18 protein-coding genes, 1 tRNA gene and 2 pseudogenes are annotated in these 25,535 nt (G+C 70.7%); 11 read left to right on the forward strand and 10 right to left on the reverse strand.

The window, feature by feature from the left end; genetic code table 11:
- Positions 1–21 precede the first annotated feature (21 nt).
- Both QHF85_RS25920 and QHF85_RS25925 read left to right on the forward strand, forming a co-directional pair.
- On the forward strand, positions 22–849 hold the full coding sequence (locus QHF85_RS25920) for an HmuY family protein (protein WP_281329996.1): 828 nt from the start codon (positions 22–24) through the stop codon (positions 847–849).
- On the forward strand, positions 846–2,435 hold the full coding sequence (locus QHF85_RS25925; RefSeq protein WP_281329997.1) for an MXAN_6640 family putative metalloprotease: 1,590 nt from the start codon (positions 846–848) through the stop codon (positions 2,433–2,435). The genes QHF85_RS25920 and QHF85_RS25925 overlap by 4 nt, the downstream gene beginning before the upstream one ends.
- On the opposite strand, the gene QHF85_RS25930 is transcribed toward QHF85_RS25925, so the two are convergent.
- Entirely contained in the window at positions 2,384–3,910 is a 1,527-nt protein-coding gene (locus QHF85_RS25930; protein ID WP_281329998.1) for a S8 family serine peptidase, read from the reverse strand. The genes QHF85_RS25925 and QHF85_RS25930 overlap by 52 nt on opposite strands.
- Positions 3,911–4,033: 123 nt before the next feature.
- On the opposite strand from QHF85_RS25930, the gene QHF85_RS25935 reads away from it, so the two are divergent.
- Positions 4,034–5,293, forward strand: coding sequence for a tetratricopeptide repeat protein (locus tag QHF85_RS25935; RefSeq protein WP_281329999.1), 1,260 nt, complete (start codon positions 4,034–4,036; stop codon positions 5,291–5,293).
- 6 nt (positions 5,294–5,299) lie between these two features.
- Here QHF85_RS25935 and QHF85_RS25940 read toward each other — a convergent pair whose 3' ends face one another.
- The 3 genes from QHF85_RS25940 to QHF85_RS25950 all read right to left on the reverse strand — a co-directional run bounded on the left by QHF85_RS25940 (position 5,300) and on the right by QHF85_RS25950 (position 8,581).
- Positions 5,300–6,229 carry a hypothetical protein gene (locus QHF85_RS25940; protein WP_281330000.1) on the reverse strand — a complete coding sequence of 310 codons (930 nt, stop codon included), beginning with the start codon at positions 6,227–6,229 and terminating at the stop codon, positions 5,300–5,302.
- A 101-nt stretch (positions 6,230–6,330) separates the two neighbouring features.
- Entirely contained in the window at positions 6,331–6,804 is a 474-nt protein-coding gene (locus QHF85_RS25945) for a YchJ family metal-binding protein (protein WP_281330001.1), read from the reverse strand.
- 58 nt (positions 6,805–6,862) lie between these two features.
- Positions 6,863–8,581 (reverse strand): hypothetical protein, encoded by a 1,719-nt coding sequence (locus QHF85_RS25950; protein WP_281330002.1) that lies wholly within the window; start codon positions 8,579–8,581, stop codon positions 6,863–6,865.
- A 176-nt stretch (positions 8,582–8,757) separates the two neighbouring features.
- On the opposite strand from QHF85_RS25950, the gene QHF85_RS25955 reads away from it, so the two are divergent.
- The 5 genes from QHF85_RS25955 (at position 8,758) to QHF85_RS25975 (ending at position 15,450) form a co-directional block, all read left to right on the forward strand.
- Entirely contained in the window at positions 8,758–9,495 is a 738-nt protein-coding gene (locus QHF85_RS25955) for a hypothetical protein (protein WP_281330003.1), read from the forward strand.
- A gap of 502 nt (positions 9,496–9,997) precedes the next feature.
- On the forward strand, positions 9,998–11,374 hold the full coding sequence (locus tag QHF85_RS25960) for a hypothetical protein (protein WP_281330004.1): 1,377 nt from the start codon (positions 9,998–10,000) through the stop codon (positions 11,372–11,374).
- Positions 11,371–13,233 carry a hypothetical protein gene (locus QHF85_RS25965; protein ID WP_281330005.1) on the forward strand — a complete coding sequence of 621 codons (1,863 nt, stop codon included), beginning with the start codon at positions 11,371–11,373 and terminating at the stop codon, positions 13,231–13,233. Before QHF85_RS25960 ends, QHF85_RS25965 begins: the two co-directional genes overlap by 4 nt.
- 43 nt (positions 13,234–13,276) lie before the next feature.
- The gene (locus QHF85_RS25970) at positions 13,277–14,359 is read left to right on the forward strand and encodes a non-ribosomal peptide synthetase (RefSeq protein ID WP_281330006.1); all 1,083 of its coding nucleotides are present in this window, start codon (positions 13,277–13,279) and stop codon (positions 14,357–14,359) included.
- A complete protein-coding gene (locus QHF85_RS25975) occupies positions 14,359–15,450 on the forward strand; it encodes a non-ribosomal peptide synthetase (protein ID WP_281330007.1) in 1,092 nt (363 codons plus the stop codon). Before QHF85_RS25970 ends, QHF85_RS25975 begins: the two co-directional genes overlap by 1 nt.
- 71 nt (positions 15,451–15,521) lie before the next feature.
- Here QHF85_RS25975 and QHF85_RS25980 read toward each other — a convergent pair whose 3' ends face one another.
- Entirely contained in the window at positions 15,522–17,996 is a 2,475-nt protein-coding gene (locus QHF85_RS25980) for a hypothetical protein (RefSeq protein WP_281330008.1), read from the reverse strand.
- Between the two features lie 87 nt (positions 17,997–18,083).
- Here QHF85_RS25980 and QHF85_RS25985 point away from each other — a divergent pair, with 87 nt between their 5' ends.
- Positions 18,084–19,025, forward strand: coding sequence for an alpha/beta hydrolase (locus QHF85_RS25985; RefSeq protein ID WP_281330009.1), 942 nt, complete (start codon positions 18,084–18,086; stop codon positions 19,023–19,025).
- Positions 19,026–19,033: 8 nt separating this feature from the next.
- On the opposite strand, the pseudogene QHF85_RS25990 reads toward QHF85_RS25985, so the two are convergent.
- The 4 genes and pseudogenes from QHF85_RS25990 to QHF85_RS26005 all read right to left on the reverse strand — a co-directional run.
- A pseudogene (locus QHF85_RS25990) lies at positions 19,034–20,536 on the reverse strand (carboxyl transferase domain-containing protein); the annotation flags it as partial.
- A gap of 162 nt (positions 20,537–20,698) precedes the next feature.
- Positions 20,699–21,199 carry a methylated-DNA--[protein]-cysteine S-methyltransferase gene (locus tag QHF85_RS25995; protein ID WP_281330011.1) on the reverse strand — a complete coding sequence of 167 codons (501 nt, stop codon included), beginning with the start codon at positions 21,197–21,199 and terminating at the stop codon, positions 20,699–20,701.
- Positions 21,196–22,650 carry a DNA-3-methyladenine glycosylase 2 gene (locus QHF85_RS26000; protein ID WP_281330012.1) on the reverse strand — a complete coding sequence of 485 codons (1,455 nt, stop codon included), beginning with the start codon at positions 22,648–22,650 and terminating at the stop codon, positions 21,196–21,198. Before QHF85_RS26000 ends, QHF85_RS25995 begins: the two co-directional genes overlap by 4 nt.
- Positions 22,651–22,736: 86 nt before the next feature.
- Positions 22,737–23,540 (reverse strand): hypothetical protein, encoded by an 804-nt coding sequence (locus tag QHF85_RS26005; protein WP_281330013.1) that lies wholly within the window; start codon positions 23,538–23,540, stop codon positions 22,737–22,739.
- Positions 23,541–24,018: 478 nt separating this feature from the next.
- Between QHF85_RS26005 and QHF85_RS26010 the strand changes: the two genes are divergently transcribed.
- A tRNA-Glu gene (locus QHF85_RS26010) sits at positions 24,019–24,093 on the forward strand.
- Here the strand turns inward: QHF85_RS26010 and QHF85_RS26015 are convergent.
- Positions 24,065–24,562 (reverse strand): hypothetical protein, encoded by a 498-nt coding sequence (locus QHF85_RS26015; RefSeq protein ID WP_281330014.1) that lies wholly within the window; start codon positions 24,560–24,562, stop codon positions 24,065–24,067. The genes QHF85_RS26010 and QHF85_RS26015 overlap by 29 nt on opposite strands.
- Before the next feature lie 90 nt (positions 24,563–24,652).
- Between QHF85_RS26015 and QHF85_RS26020 the strand changes: the two are divergent.
- A pseudogene (locus tag QHF85_RS26020) lies at positions 24,653–25,535 on the forward strand (IS3 family transposase); the annotation flags it as partial.

Genomic DNA, 25,535 nt, shown 5'->3' on the forward strand with positions numbered 1-25,535 from the left:
TCTCGTGGTAGCATCGCCCCGATGCGTTCTCTTCTCTCTCTTTCCCTTCTGGGCTCTCTTCTCGTGCTCTTTCCCGCCTGCAGCTCGGATCCTGCGGACACCTCGGGCGCCGGCGCCAACGGCGGCGCGGGCGGCGCGGGCGGCGCGGGCGGCGCGGGCGGCGATGGCGGCGGCGCGATGCTCGGGTGCACCGAGCCGACCGCGATTCCTTGTGAAGATCAGGTCTTCCAGGAGATGAACCTCCAGCCCGAGGCGGCCCCCGGGCTCATCACGAGCGATCCGGACGGCGCCGGGTTTGCCTCCGGAATCGACGCGACCGCGGGCGGGTTCGGCGCTCCCCAGCCGGACTCGTACGTGTATGGCAAATTCACGGAGACCGGCCTCACGAAGGTCGAGATTTCCGACGAGGCGTCGCTCACCTCCATGGACTGGGACATCGCCTTCCGGCGCTCGGTCGTGCGTATCAACAGCGGCAACTCCGGGCCCTCCTGCGTCGCGGCCACGCGCGTGCCCGGCGCCGACGTGAAATACGAGGACGTCACGGCCGCGCCCGACGGCGTCCCGTACCGCGTCGACGAGTATTTCTCCGAGAGCTGCGAGATGATCCCGGACGGCTCGGGTTTGCCGGGCTCGCCTGCGGTCGCGCTCCATTTCTGGGATTACGAGGGATGCGTGAAGATGAACGGCTTCGTCTACGCCCTGCGCCTCGCCGACGGTCGTCACGTGAAGCTCGTCTTCGATTCGTATTACGCGCCCGACGTGCAGGAGCAGTGCAACACGACGAACATGATCCCGATGTCGAACACCGGCTCCGGGAACTACCGCATTCGGTGGGCCTTCCTGCCGTGAGGGCGGCTCGCCTCGTCGCGATGGCTGCGCTCTCCGCGCTCGCCGCGTGCGGGCCGGAGGGCGCGGCGCCGGGGCCGCTCGGAGGGGACGCGCCTTCGTTTGCGCCCCTCGACCGGCCGGATACGCCGGGCAATGGATTGCAGTTCAACTTCGAGCCGGGCGACGTCGTGGAGACGTTCGGCTCGCCCGGGGGGAAGTTCCTCATCCATTACACGCTCGCGGGCACGAACGCGGTGCCGACGGCGGACGCGGACGGCTCGGGCGCGCCTGATTTCGTGGAGCAGGTGGCGTCGGTCTACGACGAGGTCCTCGGCCATTACGAGGCGATGGGGTTCCGGCCGCCGCAGAGTGACGAGGGGCAGCCCGACAACGGGGGAGACGGCCGGTTCGACGTCTACCTCGTCGATTTCGCGGGCATCGGCGACGGCGTCTACCAGACCGACACGTGTGGGCTGGACAAGCCGGGTCAATGCACCGGCTACATGGTGCAGGAGAACGATTACAAGGGCTACGGCTACCCGTCGACGCTCGTCGCGAACCGCATCCTCGGCAGCCACGAATTCTTCCACGCCGTCCAGGCCGCCTACGATCGCGACCAGGGGAGCATTTTCAACGAGGGGACGGCGGTCTGGGCTACGGAGGCGTTTGATCCCACGCTCCCCGACTTCGAGGCGTTCATCGACGGCTACCTCGACAACACCGACCGCTCGCTCGACGTGCCCCTGCCCGGACCCGTGGATCCCTTCAGCTACGGCAGCGCGATCTTCTTCCAGTTCCTGGAGGAGCGATACGGCGACGGCACGGTCCGCGCCCTCGTCGAAAAGACCGAGGACGGCGTGGACGGCGTGGCCGATCCGGTCTGGTTCGACGTGCTCGATCCGACGCTCACGGCGGCGGCCGGCGCGTCCTTCCCCGAGGCGTTCGCCGATTTCGCCACGTGGAACCTCTTCACGGCCCAGAGCGCCGACCCGACGCGCGGATATGCGAATGGAGCGAAGTATGCGCCCGTCAAGATGGAGGGCGTGGCCGCGCCGTACACGGACGTGCTGCGGGTGTTTTACGCGTCCACACAATATTACCGGGTCGCGACCGGCGCGCGGGGGCAAATGACGGCCGCGCTCGCCACGCCGGATGACGCCGCGGATCAGGTCGACGGTCTCGCGTTGCTCGTCACGACCCGCGCGGGCACGACGATCGGCCCGGTCGTTCGCGCGCTCGATGTGCGCGCGGGCGTCGATCCGATCGATACGTCGAGCGCCGACGACCTCGTCGTCGTCGTCGTGAACACCGCCCCCTCGGGCACCTCGCGCAAGCCGACCCTTTGCGTTGGAACCCCCGACGAGGTCGACGCCTGCAAGACCGCCGTCCAGAACCCCGGAAGCGGGAGCGGCGGCGGGGGCGGCAGCGGCGGCGGCAGCGGAAGCGGAAGCGGAGGCGGCGAACCCGGTGACCCCGGCGGCGACTGCGGATGCGCCTTCTCCCCCGCCCCCGCGGGCCCCGGCCTCGCCGCGCTCGGGGCCCTCGTGCTCCTCGGTCACCGCCGCGCGCGCCGACGCAAAGCAAGGCCCGCGAGCATCACCCCGTAAAACGCTCCCGCCATCCACGCCTCCCCGCCCGCCCGACCTGCCCGGCACGCGCAGCCCGCGTCCTCTTCAGCGGACGGATCCGGCGTGTTTGCCGGCGGTTTCACCTCCCCGACCGCGGCTGTCAGCGCCGCGACCGGGTCCACGATCCCATACCCGAAGATCACGTCGTGTCCCGCCGCGTCCGGCGTCGCGTACGGCGCGGGCCTCGCCGTCTCGACGAGCCCTTTCACGATCTCGGCGGACGTCAGCTCCGGCGCGGCGCTCGCGACCAGCGCGGCCACGCCCGCGGCCACGGGGCACGCGGAGGACGTGCCGCCGAAGTTGAGCGTGTAATCGCTCGGATCGAGCCCGCCCGGCCCCACGATGTCGGTCGTGAGCGTGCCGATGGGCGCGACGAGATCGAGCGAGGCGCCGAAGTTCGTGAAGAACGTCTTGTCGTCGAACTGGTTGATCGCCCCGATCGAGAGCACACCGCGCACGGCGTTGAGCTCGTCCGCGCCGAGCTCGCGGTTGTCGTTGCCGGCCGCGAAGACCACGACCGCGCCCTTGCCGCCGCGGCCGTTGTCGAAGACGTTGTCGATCGCGTCGCGCAGCGTCGCCGGGACGGGCATGGCCTCGACGTACCCCCAGCTATTCGAGACGACGGCGGCGCCCGTCTGCAGCGCGAAATCGAACGCCTTGATGGGCGCGGCGAGCGGCGTGGCCTCGTCGGCGAGCATGCGGACGCACCGCAGGCGGCATGCGGGGCATGCGCCCGCGATGCCGACGCCGTTGTTCGTGGCCGCGCCGATGATCCCGGCGCACGCGGTGCCATGCTCGGCGCCCGAAAACGTGGGGTCGTAGCTCGCGTCGTCGTCGTTGTCGACGACGTCGAGGCCCGGATCGAACTTGCCCTGGAGATCGGGGTGCGTGAAATCGCAGCCGCTGTCGATGACGACGACCGTGGTGCCCGGATCGCCCTGCGTGATGCCCCAGGCCTCGGACATGTGCATGCGGTCGTCGTCGAAATACCATTGTCCGGAGAAACGCGGATCGTCGGGGATGAAAGGCGCGCCCCGGCGCTCCATCCGGACGTAGAGGTTCGGCACGGCGTCGCGCACGCCCTCGGTTCGCGCGTCGGGGCTCGCGAGCGCTGCGGCGATCGAGAGGCCGTCCGCGCCGGCCGTGTCCTCCACGAGCCAGAGGCCGATCGAGGGCATGAGCGGCTCGACGAGGCGATACCCGCGCCGCGCGAGGGCCTCTTCCCCGCCCGGATCGAGGCGGACGACGGCCGTGTGATCGATCGAGGCCAGGAACGACCGCGACCCGTAGCGGAGGCGGACGGGCGTGAGGCTCCTGCCGCGGGGATGGCGGGCCGCCGCGCCGAGGCGCTCGGCCGTGACGGCTTGGTCTCCGTCGAGGAAGGTCGTCGCCTCGGGCGGAGGCGCGGCGTGCGCGAGGGGCGCGGACAAGAGCGTCGCGAGGAGCGAAAGCATCGGAAAAGCGTACGGGATTCGGGGAGACATGCGGGCCTCCGGGGCGAGGGGTCTTCCGCGCAGTGTACGCCGAGCCTTGACGGGACGCGCGGCCTCGTGTTTTTTGAGCCGTCGATGCTCTCGATGCGCGCTTCGATTCCCCTCGCCGCCCTCGCCTCCCTCGTGGCTTGCCAGGACGGTGGCGTCTCCCCGCAGCCCGCGGCTTCGGCCGCGCCCCAGGCTGCGGCGCCCACGCCGTCAACGTCGGCGCCCCCGACGGGCTCGGCCCTCGGCGCGGGCCTCCCGCGGCCGAAGCGCCCGAAGACCCGCGAGGCGCCGAGCCCCGAGAAGATGCGCGAGTACAGAAAGCACCTCGCGGAGGGGCGGCTCTTCGGCTCGAAGTCGCAATGGCCGGAGGCGATCAAGGAATTCGAACAGGCGCTCGCCGTGGTGCCGGGCGACGCGCCCGCGCTGACGGAGCTCGGCTGGGCGGCGTTCAAGGCCGGCGAGCTCGAGCGCGCCCAGAAATCGACCGAGGAGGCCCTCCGCCGCACGACGAGCCCGAAGCTCCAGGCGATGGCGCATTACAACCTCGGCCGCATCGCCGAGGAGCGCAAGGATCCGAAGACCGCGCTCGACCATTACCAAAAATCGGTCGCGCTCCGCCCGAACGAGACGGTGGACAAGCGCATCGCAGAGCTCTCGAAAAAAGAGAAGGCGCCCGCGGCGCCGGCAGCCGAGCCCCTGCCCTGCCAGACCGCGGCGGTCAAGATCGCCGACGTCTGCGCCTGCCTCACGAAGCCCGAGCCGGGCGATCCGGCGTTGCCGCGGACGTGCGAGCCCGTGAAAGAGCCCAAGCTCCCCCGGCCCGAGCTCACGTTGCTCGAAGCGCAGACGGGCGTCTTCCGGACGGACTGGATCCTCGTCGCCAAGGGCGAAAAGGGTTTTTTGCCCGTCGGGAGGATCGGGTGGACGCACAACCCGGGCGCGTTCGGCATCTACGAGGAGCTCACGATCCCGACGGTCACCGAGAAGACGGCCGGCAAGACGACGGTGCTCTGGTTCGAGGCGCGGCGCGACCGGCACGACTCGGACATGGGGATCGACGAATACGAGGAGGAGACGATCCGGACCGTGACCCTGTGCGTGCCGCCGCAGGGAAAAACGACGGAATGGAAATGCCCGCTCACGGTGCCCGTGGAGCGCACGTACATCCGCGACCGCATGCAGCTCGAAGGGTTCACGCCCGACGCCGAGACGCGCAAGCTCATGACGAAGGGATTGCCGATCAAGGAAGGCTGGGCGCTCGACGTGAAGCTCGGCGACGGCAAGGCCGAGGTGAGCATCACCGGGGGCAAACCGCCGGCCCAGGTGGCCGCGCTCGTTGGCTCACACCCGCTGTGATCGGTCCTATTTGCGGCGTCGGCGCAGCGCCACGACGGCGCCTCTGCCGTGCGTCGGCGCGTCGTCCGGCGGCAAGGCCACGACGAGCCGCTCGATGGCCGGCAGCACCCGCGTGACGGCGCGCTCGGCGCCGAGCTCGTCGAAGGGGCCCGGATACACGAGCACGAGGACGTAGATCGTCGCGAACGAGCGCGCGAGGTAGCCGAGCCCCTCCTCCAGCACCGCCTCATGCAGGTGCTCGCCCCGGTGCAGCTCCGCCAGGGTCGGGTTTTTCCGCACGCGCGTGATGGCCGCGCGGGTGAGCTGGACCCGCCGCCCGATCGCCTCGCGATCCTCGGCCGAAAGCGGCGCGAGCTCGTCCACCGGCGGGACCACACGGAAGCGTCGGGCGGCCGGCTCCTCGGGCTCCTTGCGATCGCTGCTCGGCGGTGGGATCGAGAGGCTGCCCGGCCGGCGCACGAGCGCGACCCAGGAAATGCCCGCCGCGTGGGCGCGGGCGAAGGTCTCGGCGACGCGGGCTTCGGCCGCGGGGTCGTCCGTGCCCGTGGGGGCCTCGGACGCGCCCCAGACGACGGGCGAGGCGGCGTCGATGACCAGGGCCCCGAGCGCGCCCGCGCGGCCCGCGAGCGCCGACAGCTCCGCCCGCAACGCCTCGGCCGGCTCGGGGCGCGAGCGCGGGACCTCGGCGGCGACCTCGCCGAAGAGGTCGGCGAAGGACTCGATGAGGGTCGCGAGCCGCGCCTCCTTGTCGGCGCGGTCCACGATCGGCGCGGCGAACGTCACGACGAGCTCGCGCCCCCGGCCGAGGTCCCAGCGCAGCGTGGTCCCTTCCCCGTCCGCGCTGCGATCGGCGCCGCTCGGGACGATCTGGACCGAGGCGGCGTCGAGCTCACGCTCGAGGATGGTCGCGAGGCGCTGTCGCGTGGCAGGGGTCATCCGCGACGCACTCTACCCGAGGGCGTCACATCGTCCAATTCATCGCGCTGAGGCCTGTCGGGCGGGTGGCGTCATGCGGGACGGACATCCCACGCGGGCTTCTACAGCAGCGCCCGGAATGCCGCGATCGTGAGGCTCTTGGGCTCGGCCACCTTTCCGGCGGCGAGCTGCCTGCCGCTTCGATAACGAATGCCCACGCCGTCGTGCGCGAATTCGCTGAGCTCGATGAACGAGCGGTCCTGGCCTTTTTCGAACACGCGCGCGTGGAAGAGGACGTGCGAGAGGCCGCTCTCGTCCGGGCCGTGGCGATCGAGCACGTCGAGGCGCATGAACTTGAGCGTCGAGGTCGCGTCGCGGATCTCGCGTATCACCTCGGGTTCGGGCCGCTTGCGATCCTCGTGATCGGGGTGGAGCGTGCGGAGGACGTAGGCCGACTCCTTGCGCGCATACGCGGAAAAACGCGAGCGCATCAGCGCCTCGGCGTCGGGCGCCTCTCGCTCGCCGCGGTGATAGGGCGCACAACAGCGCGCATAGGGCAAACCGGAGCAGCAAGGACAATCTCGGACGGCAGCCATCGCGACGTAGCACCGTAGCAGAAGCGGGGCCGCGGGGGGCCAAACCTGAGAGGGTGCGTCACGGCGGCGGATCGACGTCGAGCGGGTCGACCGGCAAGCCCCGGGCGCGTCGCGCGAGCAGCTCCGGGACGTGGAGCCGGTCTGCGCACACCACGAGCGGGGCGCGGCGCGCGCCGAAGCTGCAGCCGAGCGGCGTGTGGGTGGGGCTCAGCGACTGGAAGTACCTCGCCTCCATGGGAGGGGCGCCCGCGGGGCTGCCAAACACATCGAGCACGTGGCCCACGGGGGCGTCGCCCTGCGGGAACATCGTGATCCGGACGAGCGGCTCGAGCGCGGGCCGGCCGCCCTGGTTCACGCGGAAGAGCAGCGCCCGCACCGTGGTGCCAACGGCGAGCAGGCTGCCGTCGTGCGAGAACGTCACGTACGAGCCCTGCTCGTTCTCGAGCGGCACGGCCGCGAGGCGCGCGCCCGTGCGCCCGTCCCACAGGAAAAGCCCGTCGAAGTGGAAGGCGCCGGCCACGAGGGATCCGTCCGGCGAGAGGGCCACGCCGAAGAGCGCGGCTTCCGTGCAGCTCTCGTCGCCGTAATGACGCTCGCACGGGGGTCTGTCGCGAAGGACCCGGGCGCGGCAGGTCGCGAGATCCCAGATGTGGAGGGGGTCGCGGAGGCCTCCCGCGAGCAGATGGCGCCCGCCCGCGCTCCAGGCGAGGTGGACGAGGTTGTCCGCGGAGGTCGGCAGAATGGCGTAAATCTCGTCTTTGGAGAGGCTCCGGATGCGGACGGCGCTCTCGCTTCCGAAGGCGGTCGCGACGAACCGACCGTCGGGGCTCGGGGCGATCGCTTGAAGATGGTTCCGGATGGCCCGGGCCTCGTGGCGTTTGGCGCCGTCTGCGAGCCGAAAGACCCGCAGCGTGCCTTCTTCGTCGCCGGTCGCGACGTGGCGGCTGTCCCAGAGGAATGCCGCGGCGTCGAGCTTTTCATACGCGACGTCTTTCTCACCCGAAAGCCGCTGCGTGATCTTGCCGGTCTCCGTGTCGTAAATCGCGAGCCGCTCCTCGGTCCGCGCCGCGATGCGGCCGCCGTCGGGGCTCACATCGAGGACCCAGGGCGAGCTGTAGGGCGGTTCGACCGTCGGGAAAAACCGCGGATACGCGTCGCCGCGGAGATCGAAGATCGCGGTGTATTCGTTGTGGCCGACATAAACCAGGCGCCCCCCGTCGAGAGAGAACCGGAGCATCTGGACGGGCTCGGGCTTGGCTTGGCGCTGGAAGGAATCAGGCGGGAATTCGGGGAGGAACACGGGGACGACCCTCGGCGCGCCCTCGCGTTCGAGGGCGCGGAGCGCGGCGTCGTAGAAGCGCCGCGCCGCGCGGGAATCGCCGCGTTCCTCGGCCAGGCGCGCCTCGCGGAGGGCGACGTCGGGATTCGTGGGCAGCTCCGCGAGCGCATCGCGGGCCTCGTTGAGGAGGTCGGCGACCCCCACGCCCTGGCAACGCCGCATTTCGCGTTCCCCGAGGCGCAGGGCGCGATCGAGGTAACCGCGCCGGAGGAGGTCCGCGAGCCGGGCGCGCAGGGCCATCGTCGCGGGGCAAGGTGATTCGGGCGCGCTCGCCTGGATCGGCGTGGCGCGGAGGGGCGTGACGGCGAGCGGGACGCAACGTTCTTCGCCGAAGAGCCCGCCGCCTTCGAGGACACGGCCGAACGTGGTCACCGAGCAGCCCACCCCGGCGAGCGCGAGGACGACCGTGATCCCGGAGAGGCAGCGGACGTGCTCCATGCAAACCAAGGATACGTCGAGGTCGGCCCGCCGGGCACGGAAATGGACGGCGGTACGCGGCGACGCACCTCGCGCGAGGCACGTCGCGATACAGTGGGCGACGGGGGCGAATGCCCGCGTTCCGCCGGGCGAGCGCTCCCGGAGAGGCGCCGCTCGTGGCGCCGAGGAGAGCGATCATGAACCTATTTCGGCTTGGAATGATGGTGGCGGTGCTCGGAGGTCTGTTCGTCGCGGCCGCGTCCGGTTGCGAGTCGAAGGTCGTGGGAGGCGGTGGCGGCGAAGGCGGCCAGGCCGGCGGTTCCGGTGGCCAGGGCGGAGGCGGTGGCCAGGGCGCCGGCGGCGGATCGCTGCAATGGTACACGACCTGCGGAGATCCGGTCTGCGCGATTCCCGACGGAGGCGCGATGCCGCCCGCGGGCGTGGCCGTGTGCACGACGGAAAAAGTGGGCGATGCGTGCGCGCAATCGGGCGCGACCTGCTGGCCGCAGAACAGCACGTGCGGCGAGCTTTTGACGTGCGCCGCGAGCGACCCGAAGGACAACCCGGGCGGCTGCCCCATCTCGCGCGTGCGTCACAAAAAGGACATCAGCTATCTGTCGCAGCGCGAGGTCGAGGCGCTCGCCGACGAGGCCATGACGATGCGGCTCTCGACGTGGCGATACAAGGGCGAGCACGCGGCCCTGCGCCCGCACGTGGGCTTTTTGATCGACGACATGCCCGAGAGCGCGGCCGTCGCCGCGAACGGCGAGCGCGTGGATCTGTATGGCTACACGAGCATGGCCATTGCCGCGACGCAGGTGCAGGACCAGCGGCTCGATGCGCTCGAACGCGAGCTCGCCGCGATGCGCGAGGAGATGGGCGCTCTTCGCGCGAAAGCCTCCCGATGCGAGGGCGGCGAGGCCCAGGCCCGCTAGAGCATCGACGGGTTCGATGCTCGGAAGATCGCGAAGCGATCTTCCCTCGGGGAGAAGTTCCGATCATCCTGACCCGGGGTCGCCAATCCCGCGAATCTTGGCTGGGTTGCGACGGGAGGAGAAGGGCTTCGCCTTTCGCGCGTCTCCTCGGTCAGAATCCTACGCTACCCATGTCCGCCGAACGCCCTGCCCGCTGCCGGCCGTCTCGCGATGTCGCTGTCCATTGCATCCCACCGAGTGCTCAGGCGAGCGAGGCGCAGCAAGATGCTTCGGCGAGGGGTTGTGGAGGCTAGCACGATCGCAATGGCCGCCAACACACATTCGCAATCAGCCGTCTTCGAGGTCGAGGGCGGCAGACAGCAATTCGAGGGCGGCAGACAGCAATTCGAGGGCGGCAGGCAGCAATGCTCCCTCCCCGGGAGGCGCGATCTCAGCGCGATCCGCCCGCGGCACATGGCGTGCATTGCGCGGCGCGCACCCATCGCCTGGAGGCATGCCCACCGTGCAGCGCGCTCAATCAACGTCCGTCGACCCGCATCTGGATCGGAACAATCCAGCGCCCGAGCCCCTCCACCCCGATCGATGGGGGCTCACACGAACCGAAGAAGGGTTATCCCTCGAGGGGAGATCGCTCGCGCGCCTCTGCGACCGATGGGGGAGCCCGCTCTTCGTCGTCCACGCGGCGCGGCTCGAAGGCAATGTCCGGCGATTCCAGCGGACGCCGCCGGGCCGGGCGCGGGGCGCCGAGGTCTTTTATTCCTACAAGACGAACCCGGTCCCAGCCGTGCTGCAGCGGCTGTGGCAGCTCGGTATCGGCGCCGAGGTGGTCTCTCCTTACGAGCTGTGGCTCGCGCTGCAGCTCGGGGTCGACCCCGGGCGCATCATCTACAACGGCCCGGGCAAGACGCGGAGCTCCGCGCGCGCGATCGTCGAAAATGACCTCTTGCTCGTCAATTTCAACCACCGTGAAGAGATCGGGCTCGTCGCGCAGGCCGCCGCGGAGCTGGGCAAACGACCCACCGTCGGCGTGCGCGTCGCGACCTCCGAGAGCTGGTCGGGCAAGTTCGGCGTCCCGATCGCCGGAGGGCAGGCGCTTTCGGCCTACCAGGAGGCCCTCTCGCATTCGTCGCTGCGGGTCGTCGGCGTCCACGCGCATCGCGGGACCGCCATCGGCGACGCCGATACGCTGGATCGCTTCCTGCGGGAGGTGCTGGGGTTCTGCGATGCGCTCCACGCAAAGCTCGGCCTCGCCGTGGAGCTGCTCGATCTCGGCGGCAGCCTGACGGTCCCGACGGTGCTGCCGCTCGACGCCTCGCCCCTCCCGCTGGCCGAGCAGATCCGCCGCCGGCTCTCGATCGAGGCCTACCTCGACGCCGTCGTGGGGCAGGTCGAGGACCACTTCCGCCGCGCCGGCCGCACCCCGCCACGCATCCTGCTGGAGCCGGGGCGCGCCCTCACCGGGGATACCCAGATGCTGCTCTGCCGGGTGAGCAGCCTCCACGCGACCGGAGAGGGGCCCGAGCACGCGATCCTGGATGCCGGCGAGAACCTCGCGCACATCCTCCATCGCGAGTACCACGAGATCTTCCACGTCGAGCGGTGGGGCGATCCCGCGGAGACGGCGTACACCCTCGATGGGCCGACCTGCAGCCCGATGGACGTCCTGCGCGAGGGCGTGCGGCTCCCCCGGCTCCGGATCGGGGACACGCTCGCGATCATGGATGCGGGGGCCTACCTGGTCTCGTTCTCGAACTCGTTCTGCTTTCCGCAGCCGGGCGTCGTGATGCTGGAGGAGGGCCGCGAGACGCTCGTGCGCCGCGCCGAGACCTTCGCGGACATGATCGACAGGGATGCCTGCGCGGAGGCGGTGTCCCGATGAGCGGCTCACCGGTCCACGCGCTTGGGCGGATCGAGGTCACCTATCCTCCCGCCGGCGGGGCGCCGTGCGTCTCCGTCGCCGGGCAGCCGGTGCCCATCGAGGTCGCCCTGCCGGCCGAGGGCACGAGGGCGTTCGCGCTCGCCGCCGGCCCGGAGAGCGTCCTGATCGCGGATCGCGACGCGCAGATTGCGGTGCTCGTCCCACGCGAGGGCCCGGAGCGAGCCCCGGTGTACGTCGCCGGGCCGGACCCGAGACACGCCGGCCGGTTCTGCGTGACGACCCACCCGCCGGCGACCGCTGCGGGTGTGGTGTACGTGGCGCAGGCCTTCGGCCACACCACGGGCTGGGTGCCCGCCGTGCACGGGGCGCTCGCGCGGCTCCACGAGCCGACGCGGTTCACCGCGGCCATCCGGCGGCAAGAGGACGCCGCGCACGCCCAGCGGAAGACGGCCGACGGGCACGGAGGGATGCACGTGGTCCCGCTGGTCTACAGCGACGCGGAGTCGGCGACGATCACGACCGAGGACGTCGCCCATGTCTCGCGCCCGGCGCTCCTGAACCGCGAGGCGGCCCTCCTCTGGATCGCGGACAATCTCGCGCTTGCCCAGGCGAGCGCGGGTGCGGCCGTGATCGTGAACGACTGCCGGCCCGAGACGTGGATCCTGCACCAGCTCGCCGAGAACGCGCAGGGGAAGGAGGTCCCGCTGCACGCCGTGCGGTACGCGTTCGAGGACTTCGCGTGGGTGCGGCAGATCGCGCGGAAGGCCGGATCGGCGAATGTGGCGCCGGCGATCGCCGACCTCGTCGCGGCCTCCGCACCGGCGATCCACACCCGGCAGGCGCTCGAGGACGCGCTGCGCGCGGCGGGGATCGATCCACGGCGCAACCCCTCGGTCGATTTCGAGGCGGCGAGCCGGGCGATCCTCGCGGGCGTGCCGGAGCGCGGCACGATCTGGTACCAGGCCGTCAACTGGCGTGACGGCCTCGGGCTGGAGTCGGGCGAGAGCCCCTATCTGGTCATCCCGCCGCTCGGTCAGCCGAGCCCGCTCTCCCCGGATCAGGCTGCGGTCCGGGCGGGGGCCGTCCTCCGCCGCCACGCGCCGGCACTCGAGGGCCTCTTCACCCTGGAGGACCCGCGCGGCGTCGTCCTCGTGTCGCAGGGCAATGGGTTCTCGGCGCACAGCCGGCGGCACTGGAGCGCGATGCTGGCGCTGGCGGCGCGGATTCTGGACACGCAGTTCCTGTTCGCCGGCGGGACCGCCGAGGATCGCGCCTGGCTGAAGGAGGCCTCCCGCCCGGCGAACGTGACCCTCCTCGGCTGGATCGACGAGGAATGGAGCACGTTCCTCCGCGCCCTCGCCGCGAAGCCGCGGACGGCCCTCGTCTGCCGCCCGGGCCTGAGCAGCATCGGCGCTGCGCTGGTGAACGGCGTCCCGCCGCTGCTCATGACCCCCGATCCGCTGGGAGAGCCCGTCGACGCGATCACCGCGGAGGTGGCGATGGAGCGCGCGGTGTACGCCTTCCAGCTCGAGCGGCTGTACGCCGCCCAGTGCCCCACGCACCGGGAGTCCCCGCTGCCGGTGCTCGTCGACACGCTCGGCCGCGACCCGGAGAAGGCGCTCGCGACGCTGCGCCGGGCGCTGGATCCCGCCGTGAAGCTCCGCCAGCGGGCGGCGATCGACGGGTACTGCAGCTGGTCGCGCGTGGCGCACCTGATCGCGAGCGTGCTCGCGCGCGAGGCGGCCTCCGGCGCGCTCCCGATCCAGGCCAAGCGCCGGCTGCGCGATCAGGAGCTGTCCGCCCGCCGCGGGGCTCCCCAGGCGCGACGAGCCGACGAGCAGACACTGCCGCTCCCGTGATCGCCTCGGCGCGAGGCGAGCTCAACCCATCGAGAGGAACATCATGACCCAGCAATTCGTAGCCCCCCGCGACGCCTACGAGCATCGGCTGTCGCAGATCTGGACAAGCCTCCTGCGCCGGGACGACGTCGGGGTGAAGGACGACTTCTTCGCGCTCGGCGGCGACCACGCGAAGGCGCAGGCCGCCGTCGCCGCGATCGCGGCGCAGCTCGACATGCCGCTGTCGATGGAGACGTTCGTCGCGGCGCCCACCGTCGAGCGCCTCGCCTGCCACTTGCGGGCGCGCTCGGGGCGCCTCAACGAGGAGCCCGTGGTGGCGCTCCAGCCCCACGGGAGCAAGCGGCCCTTCTTCTTCTTGCCGAGCGGCGAAGGAAACGTGCACAACTTCCACGCGCTGGCCCGTCGGATGGCGCCCGATCAGCCCTTTTATGGCCTCCAGACCCGCGGTTTGTACGGCGATCATCCGCCGTTCGACCGCGTCGAGGACATGGCGGCCGACCACATCGCGTCGATGCGCGCGGTGCAGCCCCACGGGCCGTACCTCCTGGGGGGCCACTGCATCGGCGCCATGGTCGCTTTGGAGATGGCGCTGCAGCTCCAGCGCGGCGGTGAGCGGGTGGCCCTGCTCGCCGCCGTCGACGCGGTGGCACCCGCCGCCTTCTACCGCGACGAGTTCTCCGTCACGATCGCGGACGACGCCGCCGACTACTACGTATTCCTCGCGAAGGGGTTCAAGTACTGGTTCGGCACGGACGTGCCGCTGGAGCGCGAGGATCTGCGCGCCCTCGCCCCCGAGCAGCACGCCGCGCGCTTCATGGACCTCGCCCGGCGGCACGGCGTCTACACGCCCGACGCGCCCGACGAGCGGGCGGACCGCGTCCTTTCGCTCGGCCGGCGCATCTGCCGCAACACGTATGTGCCCGCGGAGGTCGCCTGGCTCCCGATCACCTTCTTCCGCGGTCACGAGTCGCTCATGTGCAACACCCCGACGGGGAGCTGGGAGGAGGTGACGACGGAGCCCCTGCGCGTGCGGGATCTGCCCGGCAACCACGTCACGATCGTCACCGAGCCCCACGTGGAAGGCCTGGCGCGCGCGCTCCGGGCGGCGATCGCGGAGGCGGTGTGATGGTGAACCCGCGCTTCGTGGCCCCCCGCGACGTCTGCGAGCTGCGCTTGACGCGCATCTGGGAGGACGTCCTCGGCCGGGACCACATCGGCGTGAAGGACGACTTCTTCGCCCTCGGCGGCGACCCCGCGAAGGCGCAGGCCGCCGTCGCCGCGATCACGGCGCAGCTCGACATGCCGCTGTCGATGGAGACGTTCGTCGAGGACCCCACCGTCGAGCGCCTCGCTTGTCGCCTGCGCGCGCTCTCGGGGCGCCTCAACGCGGAGCCCGTGGTCGCGCTCCAGCCCCACGGGAGCAAGCGGCCTTTCTTCTTCCTGCCGGGCGGAGAAGGGAACGTGCTCAACTACCACGACCTGGCGCGCCGGATGGAGCCCGATCAGCCCCTCTACGGCCTCCAGAACCCGGGGCTCCACGGCGATCGCCCGCCGCACCGCCGCATGGAGGACATGGCGGCCGAGCACATCGCGGCCATGCGCACGGTGCAGCCCCGCGGGCCGTACCTGCTGGGAGGCCACTGCACGGGCGCCATGGTCGCCCTGGAGATGGCGCTGCAGCTGCAGCGTCGCGACGAGCGGGTGGCCGTGCTCGCCGTATGCGACGCCTGGTCACCTGCGGTGCTCCAGGAGCGCATGAAGACCGAAACCTTCCTGGACGACCTCGTCGTGTTCTACACCATCCTCGCGGCCGGGTTTCGCTGCTGGTTCGGCACGGACCTCGGGCTGAAGAGCGAGGATATCCGCGCGATCCCGCCCGAGCGTCGGGTCGCGGACTTGATGCGCCTCGCGTGGGAGCACGGCGTCTACCCGCCGGACACGCCCGACGACCGGGTCGACACCGTCCTCGGGCTCTACCGTTTCTTCTCCGACTGCCGATACGCCCCCGCGGAGCGCTTCCGGGGCCCGATCACCTACCTCCGCGCGCGGGGCAGCGACTTCTGCGAGACCCCCACGGAGGGCTGGGAGGACGTGACGACACAGCCGCTGCGCTTCCGGGAGGTCCCGGGCAACCACGTCACGCACCTCGTCGAGCCGAACGTGGAGAGCGTAGTGCGCGAGATCCGGGCAGCGATCGCGGAGGCGCAGGTGTCCTGAGCCCACGGTTACGCCGGCTCAGGGGTGGCGGAAGAGCTAGAACATCGGTCGATTTACAACCGATTGATGTTCTAGCGCCGGCACCGGAGGAGCACGCGCCCCTCGCCCCCTTCCCGTTCGGACCAGGCGACACACACGGTCCCGCCCGACGCGGCGATGGCCGGATCCACCGACGCTCCCTCGCTCCGCGAGACCGAATCCGCCGCGGACGCGCCCGGTTCGTTGGGGCTCCAAGCACCTCCGACGAACCGCTTGACCAGGACCTCGCCCGAGGCGCGATCGGCATACGCGAGGCGCAGCCCGCCGGCCTCGTCGAACGTGATCGCGGGGCTCCCGCCCGGCCCCGGCGCGTCCCCGCTTCCTCCCATGCCCGGCGCGGCAATGGTATTCCAGGACGAACCGTTCCACAGCGCCACGTACGGCGCGTCGGTCTGGCTCCACCGGAACGCGAGGGCGATCTCGCCGGAGGGGCCCGCCGCGAGGTCGAATCGATCCGGGGGAAAACCGCTGTTCGACGTCGGAGGGCTGGTCCATGGCGGCACATCCACGAATCGATCGCCCTCGAGGCGCCTCGTGTACCCGACGAACGCGCTGCGATCCTTCCAGTCGAGCATGCCGACGACGGGCCGCCCCGCGCCGTCCGTGGTCATCGTCGGCGTGATGTAGAGGGGCGCGGGCTCCGAAGAAATCAGCCGGAAGTCCTGCCCCTGCCCCAGATATCGCGCGAGGCCGAGCTTGCCGTTCGCCCGGTCTGCCCAGGCGACCACGGGCGCCCCGGAGCCATCCATTTCGACGCCGAAGGCGAGCGCTTGCCCGGCGTTTGGTCCGCCCGGCGCCGCGCCATTTCGGGGCTGGTGCAAAAGCTCCCACGAACGCCCGGCCCAGCGCGCCACGACCATCGACCCCGCGGCGGACGTGGAGAACACCAGAACGACCCGCCCCTCGGCGTCGATCGTGAGGGCCGGATGGAGCCCGGATCCCGGACGTCCCGGCTCCAGCGGGAGCTCGGGCGCCGTCTCCCACGCGCAGCCCGTCCAGCGACGCACCTCGATCGTGCGCTTCGCGCCGTCCACGAGCCAAGCCACCGCGACCCTGCCCCCGCGCATTGCAATGGCAGGTGGAACCCCCTCGGCCACGCCTCGACCGAGCCCGACCGTGGGCTCCGCGGCCCCTCCGGGCGCGTGATACGCCCCCGCAGACCAGATCCGCGCGGCGATCTCGTTCCCGCCACGATACACGACCGCGGTCGGGGTCGAGCCCTCGGGCAAAGCCACGGCGGGCGACCCATGGGTCCGCGCGGGCGGAAAATCCGCGGCGCCCGGCCCTCCCGTGAGCTCGACGGGCTCGTCGTTTTCCCACGCCACGACCCGGAGCTCGGACCGAGTTCCGCTCGTATCGAGCACGGCGATCCGCGGACGTGCGCCGCCCGCGAACGCGAGGATCTGCCCGAAGAGCGGCCGATCCGCCGGCTGCTTCGCGACCCGGGAGCCCTTTTCGTCGCTCCGCCACACATGCACCCGATACCGGGACGCGCCATCACGGGAGATCTGCTCGTTCCACGCCTTCCAGCGCACGTTTTTGGGGCCGAACGCAAGCCATGGATCGCTCATGTAAATCGCGTCGTGCTCGGGCACGAGCGTGGATTCCGTGGTGAATGCGCTGCCCGACAGGGTCATGACGCTGATGGCGCGGTCCTTCCGGAACGTGATGTAGGGATTGCCCTTGGGATCCGACGCCAACGTCACGCTCTTCGTATGGGGCGCGCAATCGTCGACGGGCCCGATTCCGGGGAACGACGACGTCACCCACGCGGCGCCGGTCCACCGGTGCACGACGGCGCGCATCGATCCGATCCCGGCCTCGGCCCAGGCGACCATGGGCCGGCCCTCGCCGTCCACGGCGAACTGGCTCGGCGCGACGGGTTGAACGACCGCAGGACAGGTGATGATTCGCGGCGGCCCGGGAAGGGTGAAGGACCGGGCGGGCGGCGGCGATTTCGGCGAGAGATCCACCACCGTGTTCCCTTCGATGCGATGGACCCGCACGCGCGTGTCTTCGAAGAAAGACACGAGCGCCCGCCCCGCGGAATCGCGCGTGAGCGTGACCATGCCAAACCCCCCGACGTTCTGCGCCGAAATGGGCGGCAAGTCCTGGAATCGCCCTCCTTCGAGCCTGCGCAAGCGGACGCCGGGCGCCGCCGCCCAGGCGACGACGAGCCGCCCCTCGGCATCGTACACGGCGCTCGGCGTCGCTCCGGCGCCCGCGGACGGAGAGACGACGCCGGCGCTCGGCGCGGGTGTGGCGGAGGACGGCGGCGCCGAGGCGCCGAGCGCAAACCAGCCTCGATCGGGCGCCGTCTCCGTGAGGGCGCCGGGGCAAACGGTGGGCGGGCGCGGCGTCGAAGCGGTCGGGGGCGGCGCTGCGACGAGGGCCGCGGGGCGCTGCGAGGAGGTCGCGGGGGGCGTGGGCGCGGGCCCGCAGGCGGCCGCGAGGCTCCCGAGGGCCAGGGAAACCAAGCGCAGGCGTGGGGAGCGTTCGCGAGCCATCGCGAGAAGGTGACCGCTGGGACGCCCGACCGTCAAGATTGCGTTTCGTCCTTGACCGCGCTGCCGAATCGATGCGATCCGGCTTCCATGTTGCACCCCCAGGCCCGGGCCCTGATCGATTTCATGGAACGGAGCGGCATGCCGCCGGCGCATACCCTCTCCCCGGCGGACGCGCGGCGCGTGTACCGCGAGCGCCGCGCGTTCACGCAGCCCGAACCACCCGCGGTCGCGGAGGTGCGGGAACTCGACGCGGAGGCGCCGCACGGCAAGATCCCGCTTCGACTGTACCGCCCCGCGGGCACGACGACCGATACAGCGTTACCCGTGCTCGTGTATTACCACGGCGGCGGCTGGACGATCGGCGACCTCGACACCCACGACACGCTCTGTCGATCCCTCGCAAACGGCGCCGGCTGCGCGGTCGTGTCGGTCGATTACCGGCTCGGGCCCGAGCACCGGTTCCCTGCCGCGGTCGACGACAGCCTGGCGGCGGCGTACTGGGTGCAGCGGAATGCCGCGGCGCTCGGAATCGACGGAACGCGTATCGCGGTCGGCGGCGACAGCGCGGGCGGGAATCTCGCGGCCGTGGTCGCGCTCGCCGCGCGGGATGCGGGGGATCTCGGGATCACGTTCCAGCTCTTGATTTACCCGGCGACGGACATGCGCCGCCTCGCGCCTTCGCACACGACGAACGGCCAGGGTTATGTGCTCACGCGCGACTCGATCACGTATTACCACGACCATTACATCGACGACCCCGCGCATGACATCGACTGGCGCGCCTCCCCGTTGCTCCACTCCGATCACAAAAACCTGCCGCCCGCGCTGGTGCTGACGGCCGGTTACGATCCGCTGCGCGACGAGGGGTTGCAATACGCCGAGCGCCTGACCGCGGCGGGCTCGAAGGCGAGCTACGTCTGCTTCGATCGGCAAATCCACGGCTTCGTGCCGATGGGCAAGGTGTTCGACGAGGCGAACACGGCCGTCGCGCTCTGCGCGGCGTCGCTGCGCGCGGCCTTGTTCCGCTGAGGAAAGGCTCACCAGGTATCGACGAACCGCCGCGCCTCCGGGCGCGCCGGCGTCGGGACCGATTTCAGTCCGCGAAGAATCCAGGTGCGCGTCTCGGCCGGATCGATGACCGCGTCGAGCTCCAGAAACGATGCGGTGTTGATGGCCTTTCCGCGCTCGTACACGTGCGCGACCATCGCTTGAAACGTCGCCTCGCGCTCCTCGGGGTTCTCGATGGCGTCGAGCTGCTTGCGCATCGCGAGACGCACGGCCCCCTCGACGCCCATTCCGCCAAACTCCGCCGTCGGCCAGGCGATCGTGAAGAAGGGCGCATGGAGGTGCCCGCCGGCCATGGCCTGCGCGCCGAGGCCGTACGTTTTGCGGAGGACGACGGTGAAAAATGGCACGCGCAGGCTCGCCGCCGCCACGAACATCCGCGAGGTATGGCGCACGAGCGCGGTCTTTTCGGCCTCGGGACCCACCATGAAGCCGGGCGTGTCGCAGAGGGAGAGGATGGGCAGGCCAAACGCATCACAGAGCTGCAGGAACCGCGCGGCCTTGTCGGATGCGTCGGCGTCGATCGCACCGGCGAGGCGATACGGATCGTTCGCGAGGAGCCCGAACGGACGGCCCTCGATACGCACGAGCGCCGTCACGAGGCTCGCGCCAAAGTCGCGCCGGAGCTCGAGGACGGAGCCCGTGTCGGCGATCGTCTCGATGATCGGCCGGATCTTGTAGGCCCGCCTTCGCCGCTCCGGCAAGGCCTCGCGCAAGGCGCGCTGATCGCTGCACGTGAAATCGGCGATCGGGCCCTGGAAATATCCAAGGTACTTTTTCGCGACGGCGACGGCCGCGGCCTCGTCCCGCACGCGCACGTCGACGACGCCATTCTTGCTTTGCACGTCGATCGGCCCGACCTCCTCGGGCGTGTATTTTCCGAGCCCGCCTCCCTCGATCATCGCCGGCCCGCCCATGCCGATCGAGCTGTCCTCGGTCGCGATGATCACGTCGCAGCAGCCGAGCAGCGCGGCGTTCCCGGCAAAGCAACGGCCCGAGACGATTCCCACGCGCGGGACGAGGCCGGAGAGCGCGGCGAACGAGAGAAAGCTCGGCGTATCGAGGCCCGCGACGAGCGGCATGTCGGTGTCATTGGGCCGTCCCCCTCCCCCTTCGGCGAAGAGCACGACCGGCACACGCCATTGCGCCGCGAGCGCGAGCATGCGGTCGAGCTTCTTGTGCCCCATGCCGCCCTGCGTGCCGGCGAAGACGGTGTAATCGTAGGCGAGCACCATCGTCCGCGCGCGCTCGTCGTCGAAGAGCGCGCGGTTCACGCTTCCGACGCCGCAGATGATCCCGTCGGCGGGGCTCGCCCGGACGAGCTCCTCGACGGAGAGCCGCTGCCGCTGCGCGGCCAATGCGAGGGACCCGTACTCGACGAAGCTCCCCGGATCGACGAGGTCCTCGATGTTCTCGCGCGCCGTCCGTTGCCCGGTCTTGCGCCGGCGTGCGACGGCCTCGGGGCGGCCTGCGTCGGTGGTCGCGTGGAGGCGCGCGCGGAGCTCGGTGAGCTCGGGCCGCACCGGAGCCTCGTCCGGGCCCTCGGCGGGATCTCGGGAGTTTTTCATGGGCGCCGGCAAGGATCGCAGACCCGGGACGCGGGTGTCCAGGGACTTGCGATCCGAGCGCGCGGCGGCCTAATGCGTGACGAGGGGCTCGCGGCGCTCGTGCTCGTGCGAGAGGAGCCACTGCTTGGCCGCGATGCCGCCCGCATATCCCGTGAGCGCGCCGTCGCCTGCGATGACGCGGTGGCAAGGGACGATGATGCTGATCGGGTTCTTTGCATTCGCCGCGCCGACGGCCCGCGCCGCCTGCGGCCGGCCGAGCGCTCGCGCGAGCTCCGCGTACGAGCGCGTTTTGCCGAAAGGGATCTCGACGAGCGCGCGCCAGACCTCGCGCTGAAAGTCGCTTCCCTGCATGTCGAGCGGCAACGAGAAAGAAGCGCGCGTCCCTGTGAAATATTCCGCGAGCTGGCGCGCGGCCTCGGCAAGGAGCGGGTGGTTTCGCCCGTCCCGGGCCACGATCTCCGGCGCGCCCTTGTGCCCGGGCAGGTAGACGCCCATGATCGCTTCGTTCGAAGCGACGACGTGGAGCTCGCCGACGGGGCTCGAAATACGGCGTTCATATGAAATGTTCATTCGTTGAAATCTCCTTCTGAAAGGCTTTGCCAAAGATGAAGGACCGCGTAGGCCCGCCACGGCCTGAACGCCGCGGCGCGCTCCTCGGCCTCGCGCGTCGATTTCACGCGGAGCGCCTTGCGGACCCCGAGATCCGAGGCCGGAAACGCGTCCGGGAATCGATGCACGCGCATGCCGAGGTACTGCGCCGTCCACGGGCCGATGCCCGGCAAGGCGACGAGCGCGGCCGCGGCGGCCTCGGGATCCTCGCCGCGCTCGAGCCGGACCTCGCCCTGCGTGACGGCGCGCGCGAGCGCCTGGATCGAGGCGGCGCGCGACGCGGGCAAACCCATCTGCGCGATGTCGGAGAGAGGCGCCTCGGCGAGCACGGGCGCGGGCGGGAAGAGGTGCGTCACGCCGGCGATCGGCGTCTCGATGGCCGTGCCAAACCGTTTTGCGATGCGCCCGCCGAGCGTGGTCGCCGCGCGCACCGAGACCTGCTGCCCGAGAATGGCGCGCACGGCCGCCTCGAAGCCGTCGAACGCGCCCGGCACGCGCAGCCCCGGATGACGCGCGACGAGCGGCGCGAGCAGAGGATCCCGGCCGAGAGACTCCGCGATGAGCAGCGGATGCGCGTCGAGATCGAAGAGCGCGCGCATCCTGCCGAGCAGAGGCCCGAGCGCGCCCGCGAGCGCGGGTGCGACCTCCACCCGGAGCGCGTTTTTTTGGGGTGCATGCATCACCCGCACCCACCCGGTCCGCTCGCCGAGCCGGACCGAGCGGGAATACACGCCGCCCTCGACGGCCTCGACGCCGGCAATCGCGCGCGCGGCGAGGAACGTGAGGAGCGCGTCCCAGTCGAGCGGCGGTCGATAATCGAGCCGCAGCGTGATCGCGGCGCCGGCCTCCGCCTCCCCGAGCGAGCGCCGGAGCGCGGACGGCGGCCTCCCGAACCGGGCCGAAAACAGCGCATTGAATCGCCGCACGCTCCCGAATCCGCTCGCGAACGCAATCTCGGTGAGCGGCAGGGACGAATCCTGCAAGAGCTGCTTCGCGAGCGCGAGGCGCCGCGACTGGGCGATCTCGACGGGCGCGACGCCGAGCTCGGCTTCCATCGCGCGTCGGAGGTGACGCCCGGACACGCCGAGCGCGCGCCCGAGGTCGTCGACGGAGCCCTCGTCGAGGAAACCGCCCTCGATTCGCGCGAGCGCGGCGCGCACGAGGCGCGGCACCGAGTCCTGCGGCGCGCCGCCCGGCGAGAGCTCCGGCCGGCAGCGAAAACACGCGCGAAACCCGTCGCGATCCGCCTCCGCGGCGTACCGGTAAAACACGCACCGATCTCGCCCCGGTGTCCGCGCCCGGCAAACGGGCCGGCAGTAGATGCCGGTCGTCCGTACGGCCACGAAAAACAGCCCATCGAAGCGCTCATCCCGCGCGCAAAGGGCGCGGTAGCAGGTCTCGGCGTCCATCATCGCCCTCCCCTCGTAGCGCGCCCGGGCCCCGATGTCTGGCCGTTTTCGGACGCGACAGCGATCGCGCTCCGCCGGCCCGCCGGCCGTCAGATCCCGCGGCTCGCGGCGAACACGATCCAGCCTGCCACGAGCGCGATGAAATAGACGAGCCCGGCGACGACGACGAGCCGCGAGCGCCTCCCCTCCGGCCCCGCCTGGGCGACGGCGAGCACGATCCCGAGCTTCGACAGCGACCCACCCTGCGCATATCGATCCATGACGAGCCGCATCAAGTGCGGAAAAACCCAGAAAAACGGCGCGAACAGCGCAATCTCGGCGAGCGCGACCACGAGCCCGACGGAGAGGCCGAGCGGCGCCGGCCCGAACGCGGCGACGTGCACGGCGCGGACCTTCGGATCGAGGTTCACGGCGAGCAAGCACCCGAGGAACAAGCCCGCGAGGATGCGCCCCGCGCCCTCGGGCGAGATCCGAGGCTTCGCGGCGAGAGGCGCGCCGGTTTGGAGGCGCCGGACATTGCGGTGACAGAGCGCGGCGAGGGAGCCAAAAAGCACGAAGAGCCCGAGCGGAAATCCGTGCCGAAAAGGCAGATTGAGCTCCGCGTCGAGCGAGGCCTGCGAATAGGTGCCTGGGCGGCTCAGGGAGGGATCTTCGGGCAGGTAGGTGATGCCGAACGTGTCGCCCGGCGCGCCCGGGAGCTTGTTCCGGTCGACGTCCCAGGTATGCGTGACGCCGTCGACCTCGTATCGATAATGCGCATTGGTGGCCGAGCCCTGTTGGGTGACGGCCGTGAGGGTCGCGGTGCCTGCGCGCCCATGATCGGCGAGCGCACGGAGCCGGAGCTCCTGGCGACGAAAGAGAAGCGCGAGCACGAGCGGGACGACCAGAGCCATCGTGGCGAAGACGATTCTCGCTCGGGAATCGGTTGTGATGAGCCTGCGGCGCTTCTCTTCGTCCATTCGGCGTTCGTGGGGAGGGAGCTTATGCCCTGGGAGGCTGGTTTTTCAAGGGGGACGCTCGAAGGGGTTCGTCTGCGGGATGCGGGGATGTGGGGATGCGGGGATGTGGGAGCGAAGGAGGAGATCGGCGGGGATGCTTGGGGCAAGGGCGTGGTGTCTGGCGTGTCGTCGTTGATGAGGGGCGTCGCTGCGAGGTGGCGAGCGTTCGGGGAAGAGGATGACCGCGTCGTCCGCGAGGGCGACGTGCGCAAGGTGGGAAGCGCTCGGCTGACGCGGATGCGGGGACAGGCGGATGCGGGAAGGGAGGGATGTGTAGTGCGTGATACGAAATTGTAAGCAACTGGAGAGCGGAATGCTCTTGCGCTTGCGCCCGGCGGAGGCTAGGTTCGCGCCCGCTTCCACCGAAGCACCCGTCCCCATCGTCTAGCCCGGCCCAGGACCCAGCCCTTTCAAGGCTGTTACGCGGGTTCGAATCCCGCTGGGGACGCCGAGTTGCCAACCTTGATGCCGAAGGCCCGTCCGGCCGCGGCAACCCCATCCAGCAGCACGCCCCGACCTTCCGGCCGGGTCAGGGGCGTGGCGCGGATGCCCGTCGGGAAGAGTGCGCGCATGAAGGCGCGGGCCTCGAAGGGCTCGCGTTCCATGATGGCTCTGGCCTCGTCGAGGCGCTGGTGAGCTTCCCTCTCCAGGCGCCGGAGTTCGAGGTCCATGGCGGCCGGGACGGTCTTGACCGTCCGTAGCCGGGTCTCGACGGCCGTGAGCTCCTTCTGCCGCTCCCCGACCTTGGCGAAGAAGACGGCGCGCGCATCCGCCGGAGCTTCGAGCGCCAGCTCGGCGAACCTGTCGATCTCGGCGCGGAGCTTCTTCGCTTGCCGCTCGAGTTGCTCGATCTCGTGCTCGTGGGTCGAGGCGCGCTCAGCTACGCGGCATCGGGCCTCCGCGATGACGGCCGCCACGTACTCCTCGGTGAGTACCGTGCGGTGGACTGATCCTCCCCCGGATCCGTGGACAAACCCAAAGGCGCGGAGATGCGCTAGGAGAGTTCCATGGCGAGGCGGAAGCGGAGGTCGTTCAGCACGGAGTTCAAGGCAGAGGCGGTTCGTCTCGGACAGGAGCATCGCGAAGGTCGCGAAGGACCTGGATCTCACTGAAACGGCGCTACGCGAGTGGGTGAGAGCTGACGAGGTCAACGTCGCCGGGGAGAAGCCCCCCGAGGCCCTCACGGGCGCCGAGCGCGAGGAGCTCGTGCGGCTCCGGCGTGAGGTCAAGCGGCTGCAGATGGAGCGGGAAATCCTAAAAAAAGCGGCGGCCTTCTTCGCGAAGGAGAGCGAGTGAAGTTCGCATTCATCGCCGCGGAGAAGGCTTTCTTTCCGGTCACCGTGCTTTGCGACGCCCTCGGCGTTTCGCGCAGCGGCTTCTACGCCTGGTGCAAGCGCCCCGAGCCGCGGCGGAAGGCGTCCGACGCGCAGCTCGCGGCGGAGATCGCCGCAGCTCACCGCCGAAGCCGCGGCACCTACGGCAGCCCGCGGGTGCACGCGGAGTTGCGCGCCAGGGGCCTGTGCGTGAGCCGCAAACGCGTCGAGCGGCTCATGCGCGAGCGGGGCCTCGAAGCGCGCAGCAAGCGCCGATTCCGGCGCACCACGGACTCGAACCACACGATGCCGCTCGCGCCGAACCTGCTCGGTCGCCAATTCGACGCGAAGGCCCCGAACGAGGCGTGGGTGACCGACGTGACGTACATCCCGACGGCCGAGGGCTGGCTGTACTTGGCTACGATCCTCGACCTGTTCTCGCGGCGGGTCGTCGGCTTCGCAATGAGCGAGCAGAACGACCGCGCCCTCGCGCTCGCGGCGCTCGAGCGGGCGCTACGCGCACGCAGGCCGGGGCCGGGGCTTTTGCACCACTCCGACCGCGGCAGCCCCTACGCCA

Source organism: Polyangium sp. 6x1, from assembly GCF_029946515.1.
GTDB lineage: Bacteria > Myxococcota_A > Polyangia > Polyangiales > Polyangiaceae > Polyangium.

What these genes read in the sequence shown, in the direction of transcription:
- QHF85_RS25920 (WP_281329996.1), top strand. Translation starts at nt 22, where the DNA reads ATGCGTTCTCTTCTCTCTCTTTCCCTTCTGGGCTCTCTTCTCGTGCTC.
- QHF85_RS25930 (WP_281329998.1), bottom strand. Translation starts at nt 3,910, where the DNA reads ATGCTTTCGCTCCTCGCGACGCTCTTGTCCGCGCCCCTCGCGCACGCC.
- QHF85_RS25935 (WP_281329999.1), top strand. Translation starts at nt 4,034, where the DNA reads ATGCGCGCTTCGATTCCCCTCGCCGCCCTCGCCTCCCTCGTGGCTTGC.
- QHF85_RS25940 (WP_281330000.1), bottom strand. Translation starts at nt 6,229, where the DNA reads ATGACCCCTGCCACGCGACAGCGCCTCGCGACCATCCTCGAGCGTGAG.
- QHF85_RS25945 (WP_281330001.1), bottom strand. Translation starts at nt 6,804, where the DNA reads ATGGCTGCCGTCCGAGATTGTCCTTGCTGCTCCGGTTTGCCCTATGCG.
- QHF85_RS25950 (WP_281330002.1), bottom strand. Translation starts at nt 8,581, where the DNA reads ATGGAGCACGTCCGCTGCCTCTCCGGGATCACGGTCGTCCTCGCGCTC.
- QHF85_RS25955 (WP_281330003.1), top strand. Translation starts at nt 8,758, where the DNA reads ATGAACCTATTTCGGCTTGGAATGATGGTGGCGGTGCTCGGAGGTCTG.
- QHF85_RS25965 (WP_281330005.1), top strand. Translation starts at nt 11,371, where the DNA reads ATGAGCGGCTCACCGGTCCACGCGCTTGGGCGGATCGAGGTCACCTAT.
- QHF85_RS25970 (WP_281330006.1), top strand. Translation starts at nt 13,277, where the DNA reads ATGACCCAGCAATTCGTAGCCCCCCGCGACGCCTACGAGCATCGGCTG.
- QHF85_RS25975 (WP_281330007.1), top strand. Translation starts at nt 14,359, where the DNA reads ATGGTGAACCCGCGCTTCGTGGCCCCCCGCGACGTCTGCGAGCTGCGC.
- QHF85_RS25980 (WP_281330008.1), bottom strand. Translation starts at nt 17,996, where the DNA reads ATGGCTCGCGAACGCTCCCCACGCCTGCGCTTGGTTTCCCTGGCCCTC.
- QHF85_RS25985 (WP_281330009.1), top strand. Translation starts at nt 18,084, where the DNA reads ATGTTGCACCCCCAGGCCCGGGCCCTGATCGATTTCATGGAACGGAGC.
- QHF85_RS25995 (WP_281330011.1), bottom strand. Translation starts at nt 21,199, where the DNA reads ATGAACATTTCATATGAACGCCGTATTTCGAGCCCCGTCGGCGAGCTC.
- QHF85_RS26000 (WP_281330012.1), bottom strand. Translation starts at nt 22,650, where the DNA reads ATGATGGACGCCGAGACCTGCTACCGCGCCCTTTGCGCGCGGGATGAG.
- QHF85_RS26005 (WP_281330013.1), bottom strand. Translation starts at nt 23,540, where the DNA reads ATGGCTCTGGTCGTCCCGCTCGTGCTCGCGCTTCTCTTTCGTCGCCAG.